Annotated in this window: 24 protein-coding genes; 17 read left to right on the top strand and 7 right to left on the bottom strand. The window is 61.3% G+C overall.

The window, feature by feature from the left end; genetic code table 11:
• The first annotated feature begins 28 nt into the window (after nucleotides 1–28).
• The 3 genes from EKH49_RS00620 (at nucleotide 29) to EKH49_RS00610 (ending at nucleotide 1,358) form a co-directional block, all read left to right on the top strand.
• Nucleotides 29–274 carry a hypothetical protein gene (locus EKH49_RS00620; RefSeq protein ID WP_128469204.1) on the top strand — a complete coding sequence of 82 codons (246 nt, stop codon included), beginning with the start codon at nucleotides 29–31 and terminating at the stop codon, nucleotides 272–274.
• Between the two features lie 359 nt (nucleotides 275–633).
• Nucleotides 634–1,005 (top strand): hypothetical protein, encoded by a 372-nt coding sequence (locus EKH49_RS00615; RefSeq protein WP_073707820.1) that lies wholly within the window; start codon nucleotides 634–636, stop codon nucleotides 1,003–1,005.
• A 164-nt stretch (nucleotides 1,006–1,169) separates the two neighbouring features.
• Nucleotides 1,170–1,358 carry a hypothetical protein gene (locus tag EKH49_RS00610; protein WP_038993331.1) on the top strand — a complete coding sequence of 63 codons (189 nt, stop codon included), beginning with the start codon at nucleotides 1,170–1,172 and terminating at the stop codon, nucleotides 1,356–1,358.
• Here the strand turns inward: EKH49_RS00610 and EKH49_RS00605 are convergent.
• Nucleotides 1,355–1,564: a hypothetical protein gene (locus EKH49_RS00605; protein WP_128469203.1), complete on the bottom strand. Its 210-nt coding sequence runs from the start codon at nucleotides 1,562–1,564 to the stop codon at nucleotides 1,355–1,357. The two genes, EKH49_RS00610 and EKH49_RS00605, sit on opposite strands and share 4 nt — an antisense overlap.
• 2 nt (nucleotides 1,565–1,566) lie before the next feature.
• Nucleotides 1,567–2,214, bottom strand: coding sequence for a TetR/AcrR family transcriptional regulator (locus EKH49_RS00600; protein ID WP_038993333.1), 648 nt, complete (start codon nucleotides 2,212–2,214; stop codon nucleotides 1,567–1,569).
• 105 nt (nucleotides 2,215–2,319) lie between these two features.
• On the opposite strand from EKH49_RS00600, the gene EKH49_RS00595 reads away from it, so the two are divergent.
• From EKH49_RS00595 to EKH49_RS00585, 3 genes are all read left to right on the top strand, one after another.
• Nucleotides 2,320–3,747, top strand: a complete 1,428-nt coding sequence (locus tag EKH49_RS00595; protein ID WP_128469202.1) for a flavin monoamine oxidase family protein — start codon at nucleotides 2,320–2,322, stop codon at nucleotides 3,745–3,747.
• A 3-nt stretch (nucleotides 3,748–3,750) separates the two neighbouring features.
• Entirely contained in the window at nucleotides 3,751–4,623 is an 873-nt protein-coding gene (locus tag EKH49_RS00590) for a universal stress protein (RefSeq protein ID WP_128469201.1), read from the top strand.
• Nucleotides 4,624–4,776: 153 nt separating this feature from the next.
• Nucleotides 4,777–6,300: an APC family permease gene (locus tag EKH49_RS00585; protein WP_128469200.1), complete on the top strand. Its 1,524-nt coding sequence runs from the start codon at nucleotides 4,777–4,779 to the stop codon at nucleotides 6,298–6,300.
• A 123-nt stretch (nucleotides 6,301–6,423) separates the two neighbouring features.
• On the opposite strand, the gene EKH49_RS00580 is transcribed toward EKH49_RS00585, so the two are convergent.
• On the bottom strand, nucleotides 6,424–6,672 hold the full coding sequence (locus EKH49_RS00580; protein WP_128469199.1) for a hypothetical protein: 249 nt from the start codon (nucleotides 6,670–6,672) through the stop codon (nucleotides 6,424–6,426).
• A gap of 168 nt (nucleotides 6,673–6,840) precedes the next feature.
• Between EKH49_RS00580 and EKH49_RS00575 the strand changes: the two genes are divergently transcribed.
• Complete coding sequence (locus tag EKH49_RS00575; RefSeq protein ID WP_128469198.1) at nucleotides 6,841–7,245, top strand: arsenate-mycothiol transferase ArsC; 405 nt, start codon at nucleotides 6,841–6,843, stop codon at nucleotides 7,243–7,245.
• 62 nt (nucleotides 7,246–7,307) lie between these two features.
• The gene (locus EKH49_RS00570) at nucleotides 7,308–8,453 is read left to right on the top strand and encodes an MFS transporter (RefSeq protein WP_161567405.1); all 1,146 of its coding nucleotides are present in this window, start codon (nucleotides 7,308–7,310) and stop codon (nucleotides 8,451–8,453) included.
• Between the two features lie 75 nt (nucleotides 8,454–8,528).
• Here the strand turns inward: EKH49_RS00570 and EKH49_RS00565 are convergent, their stop codons facing one another.
• Entirely contained in the window at nucleotides 8,529–9,011 is a 483-nt protein-coding gene (locus EKH49_RS00565; RefSeq protein ID WP_128469196.1) for an Lrp/AsnC family transcriptional regulator, read from the bottom strand.
• Nucleotides 9,012–9,237: 226 nt separating this feature from the next.
• Between EKH49_RS00565 and EKH49_RS00560 the strand changes: the two genes are divergently transcribed.
• Entirely contained in the window at nucleotides 9,238–9,444 is a 207-nt protein-coding gene (locus EKH49_RS00560) for a helix-turn-helix domain-containing protein (protein ID WP_128469195.1), read from the top strand.
• 47 nt (nucleotides 9,445–9,491) lie between these two features.
• Here EKH49_RS00560 and EKH49_RS00555 read toward each other — a convergent pair whose 3' ends face one another.
• Complete coding sequence (locus EKH49_RS00555) at nucleotides 9,492–10,280, bottom strand: MerR family transcriptional regulator (RefSeq protein WP_128469194.1); 789 nt, start codon at nucleotides 10,278–10,280, stop codon at nucleotides 9,492–9,494.
• A 503-nt stretch (nucleotides 10,281–10,783) separates the two neighbouring features.
• Here EKH49_RS00555 and EKH49_RS00550 point away from each other — a divergent pair.
• From EKH49_RS00550 to EKH49_RS00515, 8 genes are all read left to right on the top strand, one after another.
• A complete protein-coding gene (locus EKH49_RS00550) occupies nucleotides 10,784–11,593 on the top strand; it encodes a hypothetical protein (protein WP_128469193.1) in 810 nt (269 codons plus the stop codon).
• Nucleotides 11,594–12,039: 446 nt separating this feature from the next.
• A complete protein-coding gene (locus EKH49_RS00545; protein WP_128469192.1) occupies nucleotides 12,040–12,441 on the top strand; it encodes a cupin domain-containing protein in 402 nt (133 codons plus the stop codon).
• Nucleotides 12,442–12,510: 69 nt separating this feature from the next.
• On the top strand, nucleotides 12,511–13,164 hold the full coding sequence (locus tag EKH49_RS00540) for a peptidyl-tRNA hydrolase (protein ID WP_128469191.1): 654 nt from the start codon (nucleotides 12,511–12,513) through the stop codon (nucleotides 13,162–13,164).
• Nucleotides 13,165–13,309: 145 nt separating this feature from the next.
• Nucleotides 13,310–15,265, top strand: a complete 1,956-nt coding sequence (locus EKH49_RS00535) for an SH3 domain-containing protein (RefSeq protein ID WP_128469190.1) — start codon at nucleotides 13,310–13,312, stop codon at nucleotides 15,263–15,265.
• Between the two features lie 78 nt (nucleotides 15,266–15,343).
• Nucleotides 15,344–16,309 carry a formimidoylglutamase gene (gene hutG / locus EKH49_RS00530; RefSeq protein WP_128469189.1) on the top strand — a complete coding sequence of 322 codons (966 nt, stop codon included), beginning with the start codon at nucleotides 15,344–15,346 and terminating at the stop codon, nucleotides 16,307–16,309.
• Nucleotides 16,310–16,421: 112 nt separating this feature from the next.
• Nucleotides 16,422–17,378, top strand: a complete 957-nt coding sequence (locus tag EKH49_RS00525) for a metal ABC transporter substrate-binding protein (RefSeq protein WP_128469188.1) — start codon at nucleotides 16,422–16,424, stop codon at nucleotides 17,376–17,378.
• Nucleotides 17,375–18,130, top strand: a complete 756-nt coding sequence (locus tag EKH49_RS00520) for a metal ABC transporter ATP-binding protein (protein ID WP_128469187.1) — start codon at nucleotides 17,375–17,377, stop codon at nucleotides 18,128–18,130. The genes EKH49_RS00525 and EKH49_RS00520 overlap by 4 nt, the downstream gene beginning before the upstream one ends.
• On the top strand, nucleotides 18,127–19,002 hold the full coding sequence (locus EKH49_RS00515) for a metal ABC transporter permease (protein ID WP_128469186.1): 876 nt from the start codon (nucleotides 18,127–18,129) through the stop codon (nucleotides 19,000–19,002). Before EKH49_RS00520 ends, EKH49_RS00515 begins: the two co-directional genes overlap by 4 nt.
• Nucleotides 19,003–19,099: 97 nt before the next feature.
• On the opposite strand, the gene EKH49_RS00510 is transcribed toward EKH49_RS00515, so the two are convergent.
• Nucleotides 19,100–20,062 (bottom strand): HNH endonuclease family protein, encoded by a 963-nt coding sequence (locus EKH49_RS00510; protein WP_128469185.1) that lies wholly within the window; start codon nucleotides 20,060–20,062, stop codon nucleotides 19,100–19,102.
• A 195-nt stretch (nucleotides 20,063–20,257) separates the two neighbouring features.
• A complete protein-coding gene (locus EKH49_RS00505) occupies nucleotides 20,258–20,938 on the bottom strand; it encodes a metal-dependent transcriptional regulator (RefSeq protein ID WP_128469575.1) in 681 nt (226 codons plus the stop codon).
• Nucleotides 20,939–21,031: the final 93 nt, after the last annotated feature.

Here is a 21,031-nt window from a genome sequence, read left to right as displayed (position 1 = left end):
CTGAATGAATGGGGAGGTTGAGAAGTCCATGAATTTTGACGCAACTCTGATCACCGCAGTGGTGACGTTGATTGTTTTGTCCGTTGCAACTGCTGTGCTGGTCATCCGGTACAGGCGCACTCATCAGGCGGAAATCCGCCAGGCGCTGATTGCCAAGGCCCGCAAGCGCGGCGTTGCCTCGCCGGAAGACCTGTCGAACCACGACCTGGCATTGCAGATCCGCGCAGCGAAGCGCCAGCGCAAGCAGGACGGCAAGGATCTGAAGACCGCATAGGGTTTGGCCCTTTGCGCTGATCGTGCTGAGCCCCAGTCCACTTTTGGACTGGGGCTCTGCCGTGCCGCCAACCATTTCACGCGCTGGTCTGCGCATTTATCGACGACGAATAATCCATGAAATGGCATCAGGCGCAATTCCCTGTGACCTACGAAATACCAGCCAATAACTAACCCGGAACAATTATTGGAAACTATGCTCCCCGTCACCAGAAAAGTCGATTTAGCCCCAGAATCATGCGGATTGCATCACAAGGTCGTGTGGGATTCTGAACAAACCACTTCTCAATAGATAAATGGTCGGAAATGATGGATGTGACTGGAAATGCGCAAAATGATAATTCTTTAGGAGTAGCAGCAATGGCCTCGATCCCACTCGGTGAAGACATCCTCTTGGCACGCCACGGCGCCAACATCGTCAAGCTTCGCCAGGATCGCAAGAACCGCATGACTGTTGCCTATTTGCGCAGCGGGGCAATCGACACTGCCTCGAATCTGCTCACCGCTCCGGTTCCCGCATTGACCCCGGCAGCCAGCTTCACCGAAGGCGCAGCTCGCTACCTGAACGATGAAGCCGAGATCAGCCGCGGCGAGGTCCGTTCGCTGGTCAAGATCTCCCTGGGCTTTTCTGCCCTGATGGGCGTCGTGTTCGGCGGCCTGGTCCTGGCGTTGTACAAGGTCGGCGGCAACGAAGCGCTCCAGTCGCTGAGCTACATGAGCGCTGTACAGTAGCTTTCCCAAGCATTTTCAGAAGACGGGATCCCGGGGCAACGCGGGGTCCCGTTTTTCGTGCGTCCCCGATTGGCATCGGTTCTGCCTTGGGACTTGCGGCAAGTCTCGTATTTCTGGCCTTGCGGGCATAGGATGGCGGCAACCGACAAGGATGGGAGCAGGCCATGCGTTTTGTTTTGGAAGTCAACTTCGATACCGAGAACATGCAGCTCAAACCGTTGGAAGAGCTGCAGAAGATTCTGCGGGACTGGTCGACGAACATCACGATGTATCCGATCGTTGCCGGCGCCCAGGAGGACGTCTACGACTCCGACAACGAGCAAGTAGGGGAGTGGGCCATCCTCGACGACTAGTTCCGTCGCTTGGAGAACCGCCCGATGGCGTAGCCTGCCGCCAAAGTGATCAGCAGGATCAGCCACAACGGCGCGGCGGTGTGGAAGAGGAAGAATTCCACGCGCACATAGGTCAGGTTCTGCAGGATGAAGGCCAGTGCAATAGCCACCAGTGCAATGGAAGCCCACTGCTTGCCGGTGATCCGCGGCTTCGGCTCTTTATCCATGATCAGCTTCCGTTGGCTAGCAGGCCGGATACCAGGGCCGCGAGCCCGCGCTGGAACGAATCATCGCTGGTATCGAGCTTCGAGCGGCGTTGCGCCGCCACGGCCCGGGTGAAATGCGGAGTCAGATCCTGGTGGTTGCTGGTATCGAAAATGTCATGGGGCGCGGCGGTATCCATGGCCGAGCCGAAAATGAACGACTCCAGTGCGACAATCGTCGGCACAATCTCGTTCTCCGCCATGCCGAAGTCCGCCAGTGCTTCGGCCACGCGCTCGTACATGCCCAGGGTGCGCGGGGAATCGGTGACCGGTAGGACCGCAATGACCGGGATCAGCGGAATGTGCCGGGCGAAGACGTTGCGGTAGCTCGTAGCCCACTTCAGCAGCGCTTCCTTGATGCCCGCCTCATCGAATACCGACGTGTCGATATCGGCCATGACCCATTCCTGGATCCACTGCAGCAGGTCGTGCTTCGAATCGACGTGGTTGTAGAGCGCCGAGGGCGAGACGCCGAGGGACTTTGCCAGCCGCTGCATGGTCAATGACTCGTAGCCGTCCCCGGAAACCAGTTCCAGCGCATGCTCGGTGATGCGCTCCCGGTTCAGCACCGCCTTGCGTGGGCGGCCGGCTCGTCTCGCTTCCGTTTCGCTCATGCGGACCTCTTCCTGACGTGGGGTGCTTCACAACTGGATGTTCGTACCCTATGCTATATGACAGGTAAATGAACCATATTCATTTAATTGTGCAAGGGAGCGATCATGGAACATCTCGAACGCGACGTCGTCGTCATCGGTGCGGGACCCTCGGGGCTGACAGCGGCCTATGAGCTGAGCAAGGCAGGCAAGTCCGTCGCCGTGCTCGAAGCCCGCGACCGCGTGGGCGGCCGCACCTGGACCGAGCAGATGGACGGGGCGACCATCGAAATCGGCGGCCAGTGGATCAGCCCCGACCAGACCGGACTCTACTCGCTGATCAACGAGCTGGGCATCGAGACCTTCGAACGCTACAAGGCCGGCAAGAGCGTCTACCTCACCGATGACGGCGAACGGATCGCCTACGAAGGGGAGGACTTCCCGGTAGCCGCCAGCACCGTAGCCGAAATGGACAAGCTGGTAGCGCTGATGAACGAACTGGCCGCTGGCATGGATCCGGACAGGCCATGGGAGCACCCGCAGGCCGAAGAACTGGACAAGATCTCCTTCCACCACTTCCTGCGCCAGCACTCCGCCGACGAACTGGCCTGCAACAACGTGGGACTGTTCATCGCCGGGGGCATGCTCACCAAGCCGGCGCACACCTTCTCCGTGCTGCAGGCGGTGCTCATGGCGTCCTCGGCCGGCTCCTTCGACAACCTGGTCGACGAGGACTTCATCCTGGACCGGCGCATCGTGGGCACCATGCAGGGCGTCTCCAAGACCCTGGCCGAAAAGCTGGGCGAGGACATCGTCTTCCTGGGCAACCCGGTGCTCAAGCTCGAATGGTTCGACGGCGGCGTGGTGGCCCACGGAAGCAGCGTAACCGTCTCGGCCAAGAAGGCCGTGCTGGCGGTGCCGCCGAACCTGTACTCGCGCATCTCCTACGTTCCGGCGCTGCCGCGCAAGCAGCAGGTCACCCACCAGCACCAGTCCATGGGCCTGGTGATCAAGGTCCACGCCGTCTACGACACCCCGTTCTGGCGCGAAGAAGGATTGTCCGGCACCTGCTTCGGTCCGGCCAACCTGGTCCAGGAAATCTACGACAACACCTACATCGGCGAAGAGACCGGCACTCTGGTCGGCTTCATCTCGGATCTGAAGGCCGATGCCATGTGGGAACTGGACGAGCAGCAGCGCCGCACGGCGATCCTCAAGTCCATGGCCGGCTACCTGGGGGAGAAGGCCCTGGATCCCAAGGTCTTCTACCTCTCGGACTTCGCCGCCGAGGAATGGACCCGCGGAGCCTACGCCACCAGCTACGATTTGGGCGGCCTGCACCGCTTCGGCCCGGCGCAGAACGAGAATGTCGGACCGATCTACTTCTCCTCCTCCGACCTGGCCGGCGAAGGGTTCCAGCACGTGGACGGCGCGGTGCGCATGGGCCGGCGCTCGGCCGCACGCATCATTGCCGCACTGGACGGCACCGATTACGACCAGAGCTATGACGGGGTGGCCACGCTGACCGCTGCCAAGGAAGAGGCGAACGCCTAAGCCATGAAAGTGCTTGTAGGCTACACCGCTGACCAGCGCGGTGCCGAAGCCATCGAACTGGCCAGCGCCCTGGTGGCTGGCACCCGCGATGCATCCTTGAAGATCGCCATCGTGCTGCCAGCCTCCACCCCGTTCAATGCGGTCTACCCCGGCGGGGATCATGGATTCTCCACCATCCTCTCCGCCCAGGTGGACCGCTGGGCGGCCGAAGCCCTGGCCCTGGTGCCGGAGGGCATCGCCGTTTCGGTGGTGGCCCGCTCGGTGCCCTCGGTGGCCGAGGGACTCATCTCGCTGGGCGAGGAATACGGGGCGCACGGGATCGTGCTGGGCGGGCGCAAGCGCCACCGCGCCGGCTTCTTCAGCCCAGGGGCGATTGCCAACGAGCTGCTGCATTCATCGCCGATGGCAGTATTCATGTCCTCGCCGGCATCGTTGGCCACGCTGCGCGCGGCCAACGGGAAGATCACCCGGCTGACCGCCTTCGTCGGGGACCGGCCCGGCGCACGCGAGGTCATCGGCCTCTCGGCGCGGATCGCCGCCGCCTGCGCTTTGCCGCTGCGCGTGGCAACGCTCATCTCCCAGGCGGAACTGGCCAACCCCGAGCAGGAGCTGGGCGACCACCTGGCCAAGACCCGCAGCTATCTGGAGGAACTGACCGAGTCCCTGGGCCTGGACGCGGCCATCGAGGTGGTCTCCGGGCAGGGACTGGACGAAGCAACGGCCCAGCTGTCCTGGCAGGACGGGGACCTGGCGCTGCTCGGCTCCGCCCGGCTGGCCGCGCCGCGCCGGCTGTTCATCGGACCCAAGGCCCAGCGGATACTCGGCCAGCTCAACGTGCCCATGGGCGTCATCCCGACCCTTGGTGCAGCCCACTAGGAAACACCGCAATATCCTGCACCACCCCTTATTCCCCGGGCGTCCGCCACCGCGAAACTGCGCGGACGGCGCCTCACTGACCCCTGACGGAAGGTGGCTCGGTACTTGTAGCCGACGCACGCGCACCCCGCTGAAAGTTTGAAGGTAACCACCATGTCGCAAGACCTGAGGCAGGCATCGACGCCTGCACGCTCCGAGAGCGGACTGCACGAAAAAGGACTGCCCAAGGGCACCGTGGGCGTATTGGGACTTGTCGTTATCGGCATCTCCTGCATCGCCCCGGCCTACACCCTCACCGCGGGGCTCGGCGCCACCGTGGCCGAAGTCGGCACCAGCCTGCCGGCGATCCTGCTGGCCGGCTTCCTTCCGATGCTGCTGGTGGCCCTGGGCTACCGCGAGCTGAACAGCGCTATGCCGGATTCGGGCACCTCCTTCACCTGGGCGACACGTGCTTTCGGCCCGATGATCGGCTGGATGGGCGGCTGGGGCCTGATCGCCGCTACGGTGATTGTGCTCTCCAATCTGGCGGCCGTGGCCGTGGACTTCTTCTACATCCTCCTTGCCCAGCTCACCGGGCAGGATTGGATTGCCGAGCTGACCACCAACTTGTGGATCAACATCCCCACCACGCTGGTGTTCATTGCGGTGGCCGCCTGGATTTCCTATCGGGGCATGAATGCCACCAAGGTCTTCCAGTACGTGCTGGTCGGATTCCAGGTCGCGGTGCTGCTGCTCTTCGCCATCATGGCGCTGACCTCCAGCCAGCCCAATGATCCGACGCCGATTACCTGGCAGATGTTCAATCCCGCCGGCATCGATACCTTCTCTGCCTTCGCCGCGGGCATCTCGCTGTCCATCTTCGTCTTCTGGGGCTGGGATGTCACCCTGACCATGAACGAGGAAACCACCGATCCGAAGAAGGTCCCCGGACGCGGCGCCACCTGGACCGTGCTGGTGATCATCGCGCTGTACCTGGCAGTGTCGCTCGGGGTGATCTACTGGGCGGGCGTGGGCACCACTGGCCTGGGTGCCGGCAATCCGGAGAACCAGGAATCGATTTTCGCGGTGCTGTCCGGTCCGATCATGGGCCCGCTAGCCATGCTGATGTCCCTGGCCATCCTGTCCTCCTCGGCCGCCTCGCTGCAGTCCACCATGGTCTCGCCGGCGCGCACCTTGCTGGCCATGGGCTACTACAAGGCGCTACCCGCCAGTTTCGCGAAGATCTCCGCGCGCTTCATGTCCCCGTCGGTAGCGACCTTCGCTGCCGCCGCGGCAGCTGCCGGCTTCTATGTGATCACCCGGCTGCTTTCGGAGAACGCGCTATGGGATACCATCACCGCACTGGGCCTGATGATCTGCTTCTACTACGGGCTGACCGCGTTGGCCTGCGTCTGGTACTTCCGCGGTGAGCTGTTCGATAATGCCCGGAATTTCTTCTGCAAGTTCTTGGCGCCGTTGATCGGCGGCATCGTGCTGCTGGTGATGTTCTTTGCCACCGCCATTGAATCCATGAATCCGGAGTACGGCTCGGGCTCCGAAATCGGGGGAGTAGGCATGGTGTTCATCCTCGGGGTTGGCGTGCTGCTGCTCGGCGTGGCCATCATGCTGTGGATGCGCCTGCGCAACCCTGCATTCTTCAGGGGTGAAACCATCAGGACCCGCAAGCTGCTGAAGTAGCACAAGAGCCGCAAACCCAATGGCCCGCCCATGAGCAGATCATGGGCCGGTCATTGGGGTTGCTGCTTGAGGGCAGCAAACTACCGCAGTTCTAGGTTCCGCGAGCTCAGGCCAGCAACGGGACTAGACGTTGGATTTGGCCCCGGCCATGTGCATGGCTACTCCGATGGCTGCCAGCACGGCGCCAAACGGGGTGAGCGCGTTACTGATCAATGCGTTAATGAAACTCAGCGGGACGCTGGCCAATAGGGTTCCGCCATAGCCGGAATTCAGGCCCCACGACATCAAGGCCGGAATGAAGCTGCTGAGGAGAACACCAATCAGCATCACGACTACGCCGGTGACAATGATCTTCTTATGCACTGCGAGCATCTTTTCCTCCTGTTGTCGTGGGCTGAGTAGTCATAACCGTAGCCACATCCACAGCTTTTAGCCATAGCGGCAGGACAACGATCTTGCGTAATGGGGCGCGGCACGGCACATTTCGCAACCTTTCCGTTGAAAGGCCACCAACCTGCGGGTCAATGGTTCAATAGGTTCATGGCTAACTCGGTACTTTTCATCTGCTCCCGCAATGCCGGCAAATCGCAAATGGCCGCCGCATTGATGGACTACATTTCTGAGGGGAAGGTGACCAGCTACTCGGCTGGAACCAACCCAGGTTCGGGCATCAACCAGGAAGCGGTTGAATCGCTCTCGCAGGCCGGCGCCGACATGTCCCAGGGCACGCCCAAGGCCATTGATCCGCGCGTTGCCGAGCAAGTCGACCGCGTGGTGATCCTTGGAACCGACGCGAATCCGCAGTTCGATCCGTCGATTAAGACCGAACGCTGGGTCACCTATGAACCCAGCGAAGACGGCATCACCGGTGCGGAACGGATGAACATGATCCGCGATGAGATCGCCGACCGCGTGCGTGAACTGTTCCACGAGCTGGAGCGGTAGAAATTACTGTTCTCGATGCTGCCCGTAAGACGACTCCGTGGTGGCTTCCCGGCGTGTGCCTGGTGCTTACCGGATGGTGCGCCAACCAGTACGTTTCGCTGATCAGCTGGTATCAGCAATTCCGCGAACTCAGCGAGTTCGAGGCGATGCTGGTCATGGGCAGCTACCTGGCAGGCATGATCCCTGCCTTGGCCTTCGGCGGCCCCTGGGCCGACAGATACGGACGCAAGCCTTTCTCGCTGCTCGCCTTGGCCTGCTCGATTCTGGGATCCTTCGGGCTCATGTTCGGATCGCTTCACGAGTCCGGCCTCTATGCGGGCCGCATCTTCACCGGTTTCGGCATGGGCTTGGCCATGGTCGCCATCACCAGCTGGGTGAAATTGCTCAGTCCCGGCGCCGCCGGTGCAACGCGCGCCGCGCTGTGCACATCGATGGGATTCGCCCTTGGCCCGGTCATTTCAGGGGCCATCGTCGGAGCCAGCGGTAGCCCGGAACTGGCGTATATCGTTCATGCCGCCACCGCTTTCGCCTGGCTGCTGCTGATGTTCACAACCCGTGAAGCTCCTGCGCTTGAACCAGCAGGGCGCAGTTCGCGGGGTGAAGCGACCACCCCGGCAAACCTCCAGCGGTTCTACCGTGTTGTCCTGCCCGCAGCCCCATGGGTCTTCGGCATGGCAGCGACAGGCTTCGCCGTAGTCCCCGCGCTGAGCAGTGGTGCGGGCGAGTCCAGCCTGTTCTACACCACCTTGGCTGTCGCGGTCACCATGGGCATGGGCACAGTGATCCAGCCATTCGTCAAAAGATTCAACGACCTGGGCAAGATCAGGCTGATCATGGCTGGGCTGGCTACCTCGCTGGCGGCGCTGCTGTTGATGATCGCCGTGTCGCTCAGCGGTTCAGAAATCCTGGGAATCATTGCCTTCGCAGTGGCCGGTTCTGCCAATGGCATCTTGCTGGTTGCCGGGCTGAGCCAGGTCCTGGATCTTGCCGGCAGCGCGGACGTTGGCAAGCTCACCGGCATGTTCTACATGTGCTGTTTCATCGGGTTCACTTTCCCGACATTCTTTGCACTCTGGCGGACGGTCGCGCATCCGGCGTTATTCATCGGGTTACTTGCTGTGCTCTGCGTGCTGTCAATGCTGCAGGTGCTCCGCTCGGCGAAATTCCTGCCCGCTGCCAAGCTCCAGGAAGTGCCATCCAGCCCATAAAAAACAAACGCCGTTGCCGGCGACCCTTCGGTGCTGGCAACGGCGTTGTGAAATCTGCCCGTTCAGGGCTTGGAACTAGTCTTTGCTCAGCTTCTTGAGCAGCTCGGTGGTGCGGAACGGGATGACATCGCGCAGGATCATCGAAGTGGAAGTGCGGGTTATGCCTGGGCACAAGCGGATCTCTTCGCTGACACGGTACAGGTCATCCGGGTCGGTCGCGGCCACGCGAATCAATAGGTCGGTATCTCCGGCAGGAGCGACGCACTCGAGGACTTCAGGGATCTGGCGCAGCGCGGCGATGGCCTCATTCAAGCTGGCCTGATTCAGCTCGGCGCTCACGAAAGCGCTGACGCCTCGGCCCATGGCCGCTGGAAGGATTCGCGAGGTGTTCGGACGCAGGGCGCCTGAATGGGCCAGGCGTTCCAAACGCGTCTGCACGGTGCCGCGGGCAAGTCCCAGCTGCTGGGCCAGCATCATGATGGGCACGCGCGGATCTGCATCGAGTGCCATAAGGATACGCCGGTCGGTTTCATCGAGCTGATACGTATCCGAATTCATGTAGTGGTCTCCTGAGACAGGTTGTGTTGCGCGTGCATAAGTGCCAACCTAGATTTTAGTCAATATGACCAGTAGATCCCAAATGTGTTGCGCGGATTGGCCGATATTGTTGCGCGCGACTCGGCTACAGCGGCCAATAGGGCGAATGGCCGGGCGAATGCCATCTTTTATCCACAAATTCGGCTGGCTGGGATCAAATGGATGCTAATCACAGTAACCTGTTGATATGAGGTTTTTGCGGTTGGAAGACGTGGCAGAGGAACTGAATGTGAAGCTGCCGCAGGTTCGCGCTCTGGTGAAAAGCGGCGAGCTGCCGGCCATTCAAATAGGCGGGCGCGGGATGTGGCGCGTGGAACGCGTCGCCTTGGAGAACTATATCCAGGAACGGTACGCGCAGGCCCGCGAGGATATTGCGAACGAAACCCAAAGCTGACCGCGCTGGCCGCGGCTGTTACCGAGTGCATCGGGAACAGCCTCAGGCTAGTCGAGCTGGATAGTGCGTTCGGCAAAGATCTGCAACGCGTCGCGAACGAGTTCCGCATATCCGCCGTAGTTCTTCGCAAACCGCGGATCAGCCACATACATCTCGCCGAGATTGCAGAGATATGCCTTGCGCTGCGCCGGATCACCGGAATCCAGCGGGGTGCCCTTGGTGCTCTGGAGCCACTGCACATGGCGAGCGGCTAATTCCTGGGCTTCGAAGCTGTCCGCTGAAACGGATTTCTCTCCCGCTTCGATCCAGGCCTGGTTGAGCTTCCTGGCTTCTTCCATGAATGCCCTTTGCTGCTGCGTCGTTTGGGACCGCCACCAGCGGTCCGATGCTTCGTAGGCATCGGCGCCCCAGCGTTCGGTCACCTCTTGCTTGTACTGCTCGTTGAATCCGTCAAAGATCTTTTCCGGTTCCATTGTTCCTCCTGTTGTTAATGCTGAAATGCTGTGATCCAACGCCGCGATCTGCCGGTTCAGCGCCTCGCGCTGCTGGTGGAGCTGTTTCTTGTGAATCTGCAGTGCCGTCAATTCGTCGCGTTGCTTGTCCAGGATTTCAGCGATGGTTTCCAGCTTGAGACCCAATAGCTTCAGCAAGAGGATCTGCTGGAGCCGGACCAGCTGCCTGTCGGTGTAGAAACGGTAGCCGTTGCCGGCCACGTGATCAGGCACCAGCAGGCCTATCTGGTCATAGTGCCGCAAGGTGCGGCTGCTGACCCCGGCTGATTTCGAGACTTGAGCGATCGAGTGCAGGACTTCTGGCTGGCCAGTTGAATCGTTCATGGCTACCACGGTATCGGTTGACGTTACGTCAAGGTCAAGTGCTTTGGTGGCAGCTCCTGATCGATTTCTGTGATTCAGCTCTCATGGCAAATTGGCGAATAATCGCGATGTATTTCTTGTCTGATTGATCATATTGACTAGTTTAATGCATGCCTGTTGCACACGGTGATCTGTGTGTTGTTCACTGGAAGTAGAGAAAGTTGAACAGGTTACCGCCGAATTCAATGAAGACCACCTGATGACGTAAACCACCTGCATTTACGCGATCCAGGAGCAGTGGCCACCCACGCCAAGGCACGGTGACAGCAGTAGCCCAGATGGCTCGTGGGCATTCCAGTTGGGTGGAATGCGCACGGGCCATCTGGCGTTCACAGCACAATTCCCGGTGCGGGAGACTTGTGCCTGGATCCAGTTGGAGGAAACGCCCGCCGGCATTCGCGATGCTCCGCGCTGGCTCTGGAACAATGAGCGCGTAGGAACACTGAGGAGTAAGAGTGGGTTCAATGAGGCGCATCTGGCACAACTGGTGGATGCAATTGGTCGCTGGATTGCTGATCACTGCGATCGTGGTGTTGCCGTGGCTGTGGATCGGGGAAGAAGACCGGTCGATTCTCCCGCATGCCAGCGACGACGCCCAAGGGCTATTGGTAGTTTTCTCCGTCATAACCCTCTGGGGCAGCTGGTTTGCCCGAAGCTTTGGGTATGGGCGTACAGCTTTCACCGTCGTGGCATCCGTAGGCATGATCCTGGGACTCTTGGGTCTCGGTTTCCAAGGCCTTCACGCATTGGAGCCCGGGCTCTTGGGCGGGGAACTCTCCGCGGCATCGATTCGGCATCTTTGGGTATTCGGGGGTCTGCTGCTGATCAGCCAAGCCTGGTACTTCCTGGCTACCAAATTGCGGCTGCCCATAGCGGTGCTTTTCTACGCAACGCTTACGGTGGGCGTCAGCTATTGGCTGCAGATCATCGCGTCGCTCTTCGCCGGCGCCCAGTCGTACTATGTCTACCTCTGGTATGCCGGACCGCTGATCCTCGGCCTCATATTGGGCTTCGTCGGATTCTTGAGAATCATGAACCTGCTGATGTGGGTATTAGCGCTCGCGATCCAATGGGCCATGCCGGCCGTTGTGGAAAGCACCGCTCGAGTTATCGAATCGAAGGCAACAGGCTGGGATGCCATTGGTTCCTTCTGGAAAGAATTCGCCGGAAGCGTCCTGGACGTTCCGTGGCAGACTCCGCTTCTGGTCAGTTTGGCCACTGCCATGCTGACCAGCGTCGTGCTGCTGATCGTGCGCAAAGTTCGGCGACGCTAGGAAAATCTCTGCCATTGACGGTGCGGTCGATGAATAATTGGGTGATGTGATCCGTCGGTAAGGCAGTCTTGTGCGAACCATGACGGGATACTGGCGCTAGCGAAGTATTGAAATTTGTTACGCACACCAAGAACAAGACCGAGGTGCGATGCGGGTCGCGCGCTGCAGTTGCGTTGGCAGCACACATCCCGACGGCAGCCTCCGTAGCCAGGGCGAGAATCTCTAGACTGCGAACCAAGGTGTGAGACTCTGCAATGCGAGAACGCGAACAGCGTCTTGATTCAGGCTTCGATCTTGGTAGAACCCGGCACGTCACGGTCCCCGGATGGATATCACTTTGTCGAGATGAACGCGTTGCTTCTACTTGCGGCTGTCGACGAGACGGGCATTAAAGCAAGGGACGGCAAGTTTCACGAGACAGTTGGCTCCTGAAGCGAAAAAAGAGCATGCTGGTAGTTAATTCGACGTGGATTCAAAAGCACCGGAAAGCGGGAATTGCATTGACTGAAAATAATAAGGACGGACAATCTGAGCTGATTTCGCTGTCAGCGGCGGGCAACGCGGAGCGCAACCCAATCAAGCCAGGCAAGTATTCAGCCAAGAGAATTTTTGCCGGCGAGAAAGCGCAGATTACGGAGATAGCTTTCGACTCGAATGTTGAGCTGAAAGAGCACGTAGCGCGCACCCCGATCATCGTTTCTGTCATTGAAGGGGAAATCGAGTTCACGGTGGAAGGACGCAAGTTCCCGTTGGCTGTTGGGGGTAGCATCTTCGTTGAAGCCAACGTCCTTCACGCGGTGTACGCGCAGATCCCGGCGCGCATCACGGTGACCTTCCTCAGTGCATAGTATTAAAGTTGCAAACTGAAGCCGTGCAGTCCTAAAAATCGGTTCTCTCATTCGCCATAGAATAAAGCCATGACTGAACTGCGCGATCGCGACCCCGGGGAACTGGTACAGCCCATCATCCTGCGAATCGACAAGGAGGATCCGTCGAGCGAGGACGAGGGCCTCTCCGCGGTGGCGCGCGCAGCCGTGATTGCCTATCTGCAAGATCCGCAGAACCCGGATTGGCAGCAGTGGGCTTCGCAGGCATTCGCCAAGTCGGTGCGCCGGGCCAATCCCAAGATGTTCGCCAAGGTGCTGGAGATGTTCCCCGGGCAAATGGTCAGCGAAGTGGGCAAGGCCCAAGCCGTCGGCCTGCCCCCATTGCCGGCCGCCGACTTGCCGAAGCTGATCGCCAAGCTCCAGGTCTCCGGCACGCAGCTGCCCAAGGCCGATGAGGTTCTGGACGCGAAGATCAATATCGTGCTGAACAAGTCCTTGGACATGTCCACCGGCAAGGCAGCCGCGCAGGCGGCGCACGCGCTGTTCGCATGGCTGACCGAGGCCCCTGCGGAATCTGTGGAAGCGTGGCTGCAATCCCATGCGCCGGTAGGCATCAGGCATCTGCCGCGCAAGGATTTCGAGCAGTTGTCTCGGCAGGCCGCCGGGCCGGTCATCCAGGACGCTGGACGAACCGAAATCGAGCCGGGATCCGTCACGGCTTTCGTCATGTCCAAGGCGAGCTAGTTTCTTCGAATCACGGCAGGGCGAAATCGCCGTTGCTGTGCCATGATTTTCTTGGCGATCGCTTTATCGCCGCCCACAGCGGAATGCCTTGCACTTCTGCTGACCGCAGGAAACGGCAGATTGCCCTTGCTCGAAAGCACCCACATTGAAATATTCGAATCGCGTCCTGGGCCTGCTGCTGGCCCTGCTTCTGGCTTTTGGCACCGCAGCTGGTGCCAGCGCATCAATGCAGGCTCCGGCCGGCGTCGCCCAGCTTGCTGAAGCTCCTGCGGCAGTCGCCAAGCAGACCACTGCCAACCTGAATCTGCGCAAATCGCCATCGGTCCACTCCGCGTCGCTGCTGGTCATTCCCAAGGGCGCCAAGGTTCTTGCATCCGGGGGTTCCTCGGGGTGGGTGCAAACTACCTACAAGAAGAAGGCCGGCTGGGTCTCGGCAAAGTACCTGACGACGCCCGCCGCGCCGGCGAAGCCCAAGAGCTCCGCCACCCGCTATCTGCTTTCCTTCCAGCCGGTCCGCAAGAAGGCGACGTCCGCCTCCCCGCCCGTGACCGGAGCCATGCGCAAAACCAAGGTCCAGCGCCTGGGCGCAACTGGATCCTGGAGCCGGATCAAGATCGGCAAAGTCATCGGTTTCGTGCCTGCAAGCCAGCTGTCCAGCTCAATGCCGGCACCCGTGTACCGGTATGCGAAAACTGCCCAGGTCCTGCGGAAGTCCACCTCGTCCAAGGCGGCACGCGTGGCAAGTATTCCGGCGGGCGCCAAAGTCGAGTGGCTGCGCACCTCTGGCTCGTGGAGCTACGTAATTTCAGCCGGGGAACGCGGCTGGCTGCCTGCCAAGCAGCTGTCTGCCCAGCCCGTATCAACACGCAAGACGATAGGGAACCGTTGGGTGCTCAGCACCAGCGTCCTGCGCCGATCGAATCACAGCTCCTCGGCTTCCCTTGGACGCCTAGCGCCGGGCGAAAAAGTCGGCTTGTACACAACCAGGGGATCCTGGTCCCAGGTCAAGTCCACCCGTGGCATCGGCTGGGTGCCAACCGCCATCCTGTCCGGCACCGCCTATAAGCCCACCAACCCGGCACCACGCTGGATCCTGTCCAGCACGGCCGTGCGCGCCAGCGCTTCGGGTACCGCCAAATCCCTGGGGACCGTGGCAGTCGGATCCAAGCTCACCCTGCACGGAACATCGAACGGCTGGGCGAGGGTGAAAACCGCCAAGACGACTGGGTGGGTTCCATCCAGCGTACTCGTGGACAAGGCCTACACGCCGCTGAAGGCTGCCAAGCGCTGGACGACTGCCAACGTGCACCTGCGCTCCGGGTACTCCACCGGCTATAAATCGCTCGCGGTCATCTCCAAGGGCCAGCAGGTCAGCATCCTGGGAACGGCAAACGGCTGGGCACGCGTATCCACGACAAAGGGCACCGGATGGATCAGCAATGGCTATCTGGCTACCCGCAAACCCCAGGCGCCAAAGCCGGCGCCGGTCCCGACGGCCGAATACCGCTGGACCACTGCCAACGTCAATCTCCGGGCCGGCGCGGGAGTCAGCCACCGGAACAAAGCCGTGCTGCCGGCCGGGCAGAAGGCCACCTTCCTTCGCAGCGAAGCCGGCTGGGCCGAAGTCTCCGCGCCCCAGGGACGCGGTTGGGTCAGGGAAACCTACCTCTCCAAGAGCCAGCCGGGCGTCTTGCAACCCGATGCGCAGCGGGTCATTGCCGCGCTGAAGGGGAGGACCGGCGATACGGTCAGCGCTATTCACACCATTCGAAGCGGTTCTTCCGGGCATAGCTCCGGAAAGGCCGTGGACCTGATGATCCGCGATTACAAGAACCGGACGCGAGTCGCACAAGGCGATAAATTGGCCCAGTTCCTGCTGGATAACCGAATCCAGCTGGGGATCTATTACCTGATCTGGCAGGACCGGATCTGGCTTCCCACCACTGGCTGGACTCCGTATTCCGACTCCGGGAAGTACGGAAACCAGTTCACCGGCAACTGGAACGACACTACCCGGCACATGGACCACATCCATGTCGAGGTCTACGGCAATGCGGCCACGAAGGGGCCGCTGGACTACCGTGCGCTGAGTGCCAGATAAGCATCTTCTGTCCGGTGTTTCAGACGGAGAACCGCAGAAGGCGTGGCGCGTCCGGGACGCATCTGGTCAGCTGGAAGCATGGAGAATTTCAAGCCGCGGCTGGCGGTTGACCGGGAACCTGCCATCTGGACCGGACGCAATGACGGTTCCGGCAAGCAGCATTTGAGATGGCATCAGCAGGTGAACCGCCAGCCTGCTGGCGCCCCCGATGGGCGAAAGCCCGCGGCGTTGCTCGGTTTCGCCTCTGATGCGGGCGTGTTGCGCAACGAAGGCCGAGTTGGTGCCGCCCAGGGTCCGCAGGCGCTGCGCGCCGCCCTGGGCTCGCTGGCCATTCACCAGCCGCGCCCGCTGGTAGATGCTGGCGATATCGAGGTGCTGGGCGACGAGCTTGAACGGGGGCAAGAGCGGCTGGCTCAGTCGGTGAGCGCTTTGCTCTCCCACGGCATGCTGCCAGTGGTGCTCGGCGGCGGCCACGAAACGGCTTACGGTTCATTCACCGGGCTGTTCGAGCATTTCAGGGACGAGCCGGGAACCCGGCTGGGCATCTTGAACCTGGACGCGCATTTCGATTTGCGCAGCGCACCGCGCCGGAGCAGCGGCACGCCGTTCTTGGATATCGCGCGGGATCTGCAGGCCGAAGGGCGCGATTTCAACTACGCGGTAGTGGGAATCAGCAAGCCGAACAATACTCCGGTGCTCTTCGAACGGGCCCGCAGCTTGCGCGTGCGCTACCTGCTTGACGAGCAGTGCACGGCAGGGCAATTGCCTGCCGTCCTGGGATTCGTCGAGGACTTCCTGGCTGGCATCGACAAGCTGTATCTGACCATCGATCTCGATGTGCTGCCTGCGTCGGTAGCTCCGGGGGTCAGCGCCCCTGCCGGTTTCGGGGTGCCCCTGGAAGTGATCCACGGGATCTGCGCAATGCTGGCGGGCAGCGGCAAACTGACGCTGGTCGATGTGGTGGAACTGAACCCGGGATTGGACATTGACGGGCGAACCGCACGCACCGCCGCCCGTCTGGTCAATACCCTGCTGGGGGTCTGAGACAGCACCCGCACCGAAATCTGCCGACGCGAACTTGCAATGTTCGACCCATCAAACATTATGATTGAGTGGGGCGAACTAATCGCCATGGCAAGAATTGGAATGGTGTGCAATGGTGCAAACTCCCAAGCGTCGATCAGGCGCAGGGCAGCGCGTGGAGCTGCTGGCCGCAGTCCTGGCCTGCCTGCTCGCCCTCGCTGGCTGCGCGTCCAAGCCCAGCGCTGAGCCCGCAGCCAGCACGGACGACCGGCCGGTAGTGCTGACAACCTTCACGGTCCTGCAGGACATCGCCCAGAACGTCGCGGGCGAGCACTTGCGCGTCGAATCGATTACCCGACTCGGCGCAGAGATCCACGGATACGAGCCGACACCGGATGACTTGCGGCGCGCCTCGCATGCCGACCTCATCCTCGATAACGGCTTGAACCTCGAAGCCTGGTTCCAGCAATTCGTCGAGGACAATGACGCCCCGCACGCCACCGCCAGCCGGGGGATCAAGCCGATCGATATCGTCCGGGAAGAAGGGGCCGGAAAGCCCAACCCGCATGCCTGGATGAGCCCGCTGAACGTCAAGATCTATGCGGACCGCATCGCCGAGGCCTTCAGCGAACTGGATCCGGCCAATGCCTCCAGCTACCGGGAGAATGCAGCGGCCTACCAGGCCAAGCTGCAAGAGGTGCATGACGAGCTCGAGGCGGCGCTGGAGGAAATCCCCGAACGCCAGCGCGTGCTGGTGACCTGCGAGGGAGCCTTCAGCTACCTGGCGCGCGATGCCAAGATGGCCGAAAAGTACCTGTGGGCCGTCAACGCCGAATCGCAGGCCACGCCGCGCAAGGTCGCCGCGGCCATCGACTATGTCAGGGACAACGATGTTCCCGCGGTCTTCTGCGAATCCACGGTCTCCGATGCGGCCATGCAACGAGTCGTGGAATCCACCGATGCCGCCTACGGCGGAACGCTCTACGTGGATTCGCTGTCCGAACCCGGCGGTCCGGTGCCCAGCTACCTGGACCTGATCACGCATGACACCAGAACCATTGCCCGTGCTTTGAAAGGCGAAACACCATGAACGCGAAGCCTGGCACCGCCCTGGCCATCGACGTAACGGGCGCGACCGTCCACTACGGCCCCGTGCTGGCCCTGGACCACGCCTCATTGCAGCTGGGCCGCGGACGGGTCTGCGGACTGGTCGGTATGAACGGCTCGGGCAAGTCGACACTGTTCAAGACCATTATGGGGCAGATCAAGCCAGACACCGGCAGCGTGCGCATCAACGGCACCGACCCGCTGCAGGCACGGAAAAGCGGCCAGTTGGCCTATGTGCCGCAGAGCGAGGCCGTGGATTGGAGCTTCCCGATCTCGGTGCGCGAGGTCGTGATGACCGGACGCTACGGGCAGATGGGATGGACCAGGCGCGCCAAGAAGCAGGACCATGCCGCCGTGGACGAAGCGCTCGAACGGGTGGAGCTGTCCAGCTTCGCCGATCGGCAGATCGGCCAGCTCTCCGGAGGCCAGAAGAAACGCGCGTTCGTGGCCCGGTGCATCGCCCAGGGCGCCAGCATCATGCTGCTCGATGAGCCTTTTGCCGGCGTGGACAAGCGCAGCGAAGCGACCATCACCAAGCTCTTGCGCGAGGTGGCCGACGACGGCGGCAGCGTGCTGATCTCCACCCACGACCTGCATGCGCTGCCGGAACTGGCCGATGAAGCGGTGCTGCTGATGCGCAAGGTCCTGATGCACGGGCATCCGGACGTGGTGCTGCAAGCGGAGAACCTGGCCCAGGCCTTTGGCCTGGACCCCATGAAACGAGGCGGGGAATGAACCTCATTGAATTGCTGGCCGAGCCCTTGGGGTACACCTTCATGGTGCGCGCCCTGCTGGTGACCATCATCGCCGCTGCCCTGTGCGCGGTCCTGTCCTGCTGGCTGGTGCTCGTCGGCTGGTCGCTGATGGGCGACGCGGTGTCGCATGCCGTCTTGCCCGGGGTCGTGCTGGCCTACATCGCCGGCGCTCCCTTTGCCCTGGGCGCACTGGTCTTCGGATTCCTCGCGGTGGCATTGATCGGGGGAGTGCGCGACACGACGAAGCTCAAGGAAGATGCGGCCATCGGCATCGTGTTCACCACGCTCTTCTCCATCGGGCTGGTGCTGATCTCGGTCACCCCGAGCCATGTGGATCTGAACCACATCATCTTCGGCAACCTGCTGGGAGTCTCGGCCAGCGACCTGTGGCAGGTTCTGCTGCTTGGCGCGATCACCTTCGCCATCCTGGTGCTCAAGCGCAAGGACTTCACGCTCTATGCCTTCGACCAGACGCACGCGCATGCCTTGGGAATGAACCCGCGGCTGATCGGTGCCGTGCTCCTGGGGCTGTTGGCCATGACCTCGGTGGTGGCGCTGCAGGCCGTGGGCGTCATCCTGGTCGTCGCCATGCTGATCATTCCCGGCGCCACGGCCTACCTGCTGACCGATCGCTTCGGGAAGATGCTGGTGATCGCACCGGTACTGGCAACCTGTGCCGGAATCCTGGGTGTCTACGTGAGCTACTACCTCGATGCATCAACCGGTGGAATGGTGGTGCTGGCCCAGGCAATGATCTTCGCAATCGCCTATCTCTTCAGCCCGAAGCAGGGGCTCATCGCCACCCGCCTGGCCCGCAAGGGACGGCGCAAAGCGCTGGCCGCCCGAGTGTAGGCGAACTGCAGAAGGCCCCACGGGCGGGAAAGGATCCGCCCGTGGGGCCGCACTGCCTGGTGGATCAGCAGGCTAGACGAGAACCTGAAATCGGTCGCTAGACTCGCCAGCGCAGCTTGCCGTTGGCATCGGTTTTGCAGGTGTAGTACTTGCCGGCCTTGGACTTGCCGCGCTTACCCTGATCCGCCTTCTTGCAGTAGGCGCCCGGATGCACGGTGCCCTTGACCACCGAAGGCGCCTTCTTCACGTCCTTCTTCGGCGAAGCCTTGGGCTTGGAACCGGCTGGCTTGATCGGGGTGACCTTCGCGGCCTTCTGGTTGCGGCAGCTCTTCAGCACCTTGGCCATGGCATTCTTCTCGGCTTTGGTCACCGACAGCGCGTACTTCTTCTTGACGCTGATCTGGGTTGCCACGTACTGGCAGCGGAAGGACTTGTTCTTCGGGAGCCATTCGGCGGTGTTCTTGTCGCCCTTCTGGCGATTTGCCGAGGCGCTGGACGCCATCAAGTTCAGCGGGTCATTGGCCAGGGCCTGGCGCTGGGCCTGCGACAGCTTCTGGCCGCCGGAGATCCACGCGTTCTTCAGGGAGACCACGTGGTCGATGTCGACGCTGCCTGACTTGACCTTCCAGTTGATCTTCTTGCCGGTGTAGCTGTCATGCAGCGTGCCCGAAGCCACGGTGCACTTCTTGCGGTCCTTGAATTTCACCTTGGACATGTCCCGGGACAATGTGTCCTGGCGCTCGTCGCACTTGTCCTTGTCGAAGTCCTTCCAGCCATTGCCGAATTTCTTGTTCCGGTTGTATCCAGTGGCGGCCGCCTTGCCCTTCACCGGCAAGGTCCCCAGCATTGCGGTGGCTTTCGGGCCGTTGAGCTTCGCCCCGGGCTTGACCTTCTTGCTGCTGGTGGCAACCCGTTCCACTTCCAACGGCTGGTCTGCTGACAACAGGCTGTCGGCCTGTGCGAGCTGATTGTTCTGAAGAGCAGGAGGATCTGCCGGTGCGCTGCAGCCAGCAAGCACCAATACTGCGGCGCAGAGCGCAGCGAAAAGTTTTCTAGGCAAGGCGGAGTCTTTCAAATGAAACGCGAAGTGATGGATGGCCAAGGATGCTGCAATGCACCCCCATGTAAAACTTGTACATTGCAGTATCCAGGGCTAGTTAACACTGTAATCCATGAAACGGACAAATTATCTGTTGGCGCTGATAGGTGACGATGCCGCCAGGTCATTGAGTAGATGACATGGGGCGTAAAAAGGCTATTCGGAGGAACGCGAGACCCACACCGCGGCAGCCGCACGCGATCCCAAGCGCAAGGTTTCCCCAGTCGCGCAGACCTGGACATTCACCGTCTCGGAGAACTGCTCGCCGGGCGTTACCTGCAGCAGCGCGCCGACAACGATCCGGTGATCGGAGAAATACTGCAGCAGCTGCGAATCATCATCGGCAATGCGCTCGACCTCCACCCGGGCATCATCGACGGCTTCGCCCAAATTGAAAGCCTGCGGAATGGAAATGCGGCCTTCGGCGGTCGGGATGGGGTCGCCATGCGGATCGCGGGTGGGATGCTCCAGCAGGCTGTCGATGCGTTCGATCATGAAGTCGGATACGGCATGTTCCAGGCTCTCGGCCTCGTCATGCACCTGGTCCCAGCGGTAGCCCAGCATCTGTACCAGGAAAGTTTCGATCAGGCGGTGGCGGCGGACCATGGTCAGCGCATACTCGCGTCCCAGCTCGGTGAGCGTCACGGCTCCATAAGGCGCATGGTCGAGCAGGCCCTGCTGGCGCAATTTGCTCAAGGCGCCGGACACCGTGGAGAGCTTCATTCCCGACTTGCTGGCAATGATGCTCGCGGTGACCGGATCGCTGGACCACTCGGTGAGGCCGAAAATGATCTTGAGATAATTCTGCGCGCTATCTGAAAGCTGGTTGACCGACACAAGCACCATCTTAGCGACCGCCGCGCCTGCTGGCTCGAAGTGACTTTGGTTATGCGACATTTTGCCTTGAAGCCCCGAGGCAACTTAAAGCAA

Origin of the sequence: Glutamicibacter sp. HZAU, assembly GCF_004100365.1 — a bacterium.
Lineage (GTDB): Bacteria > Actinomycetota > Actinomycetes > Actinomycetales > Micrococcaceae > Glutamicibacter > Glutamicibacter nicotianae.
This window is presented reverse-complemented; position numbering and strand designations above follow the sequence as displayed.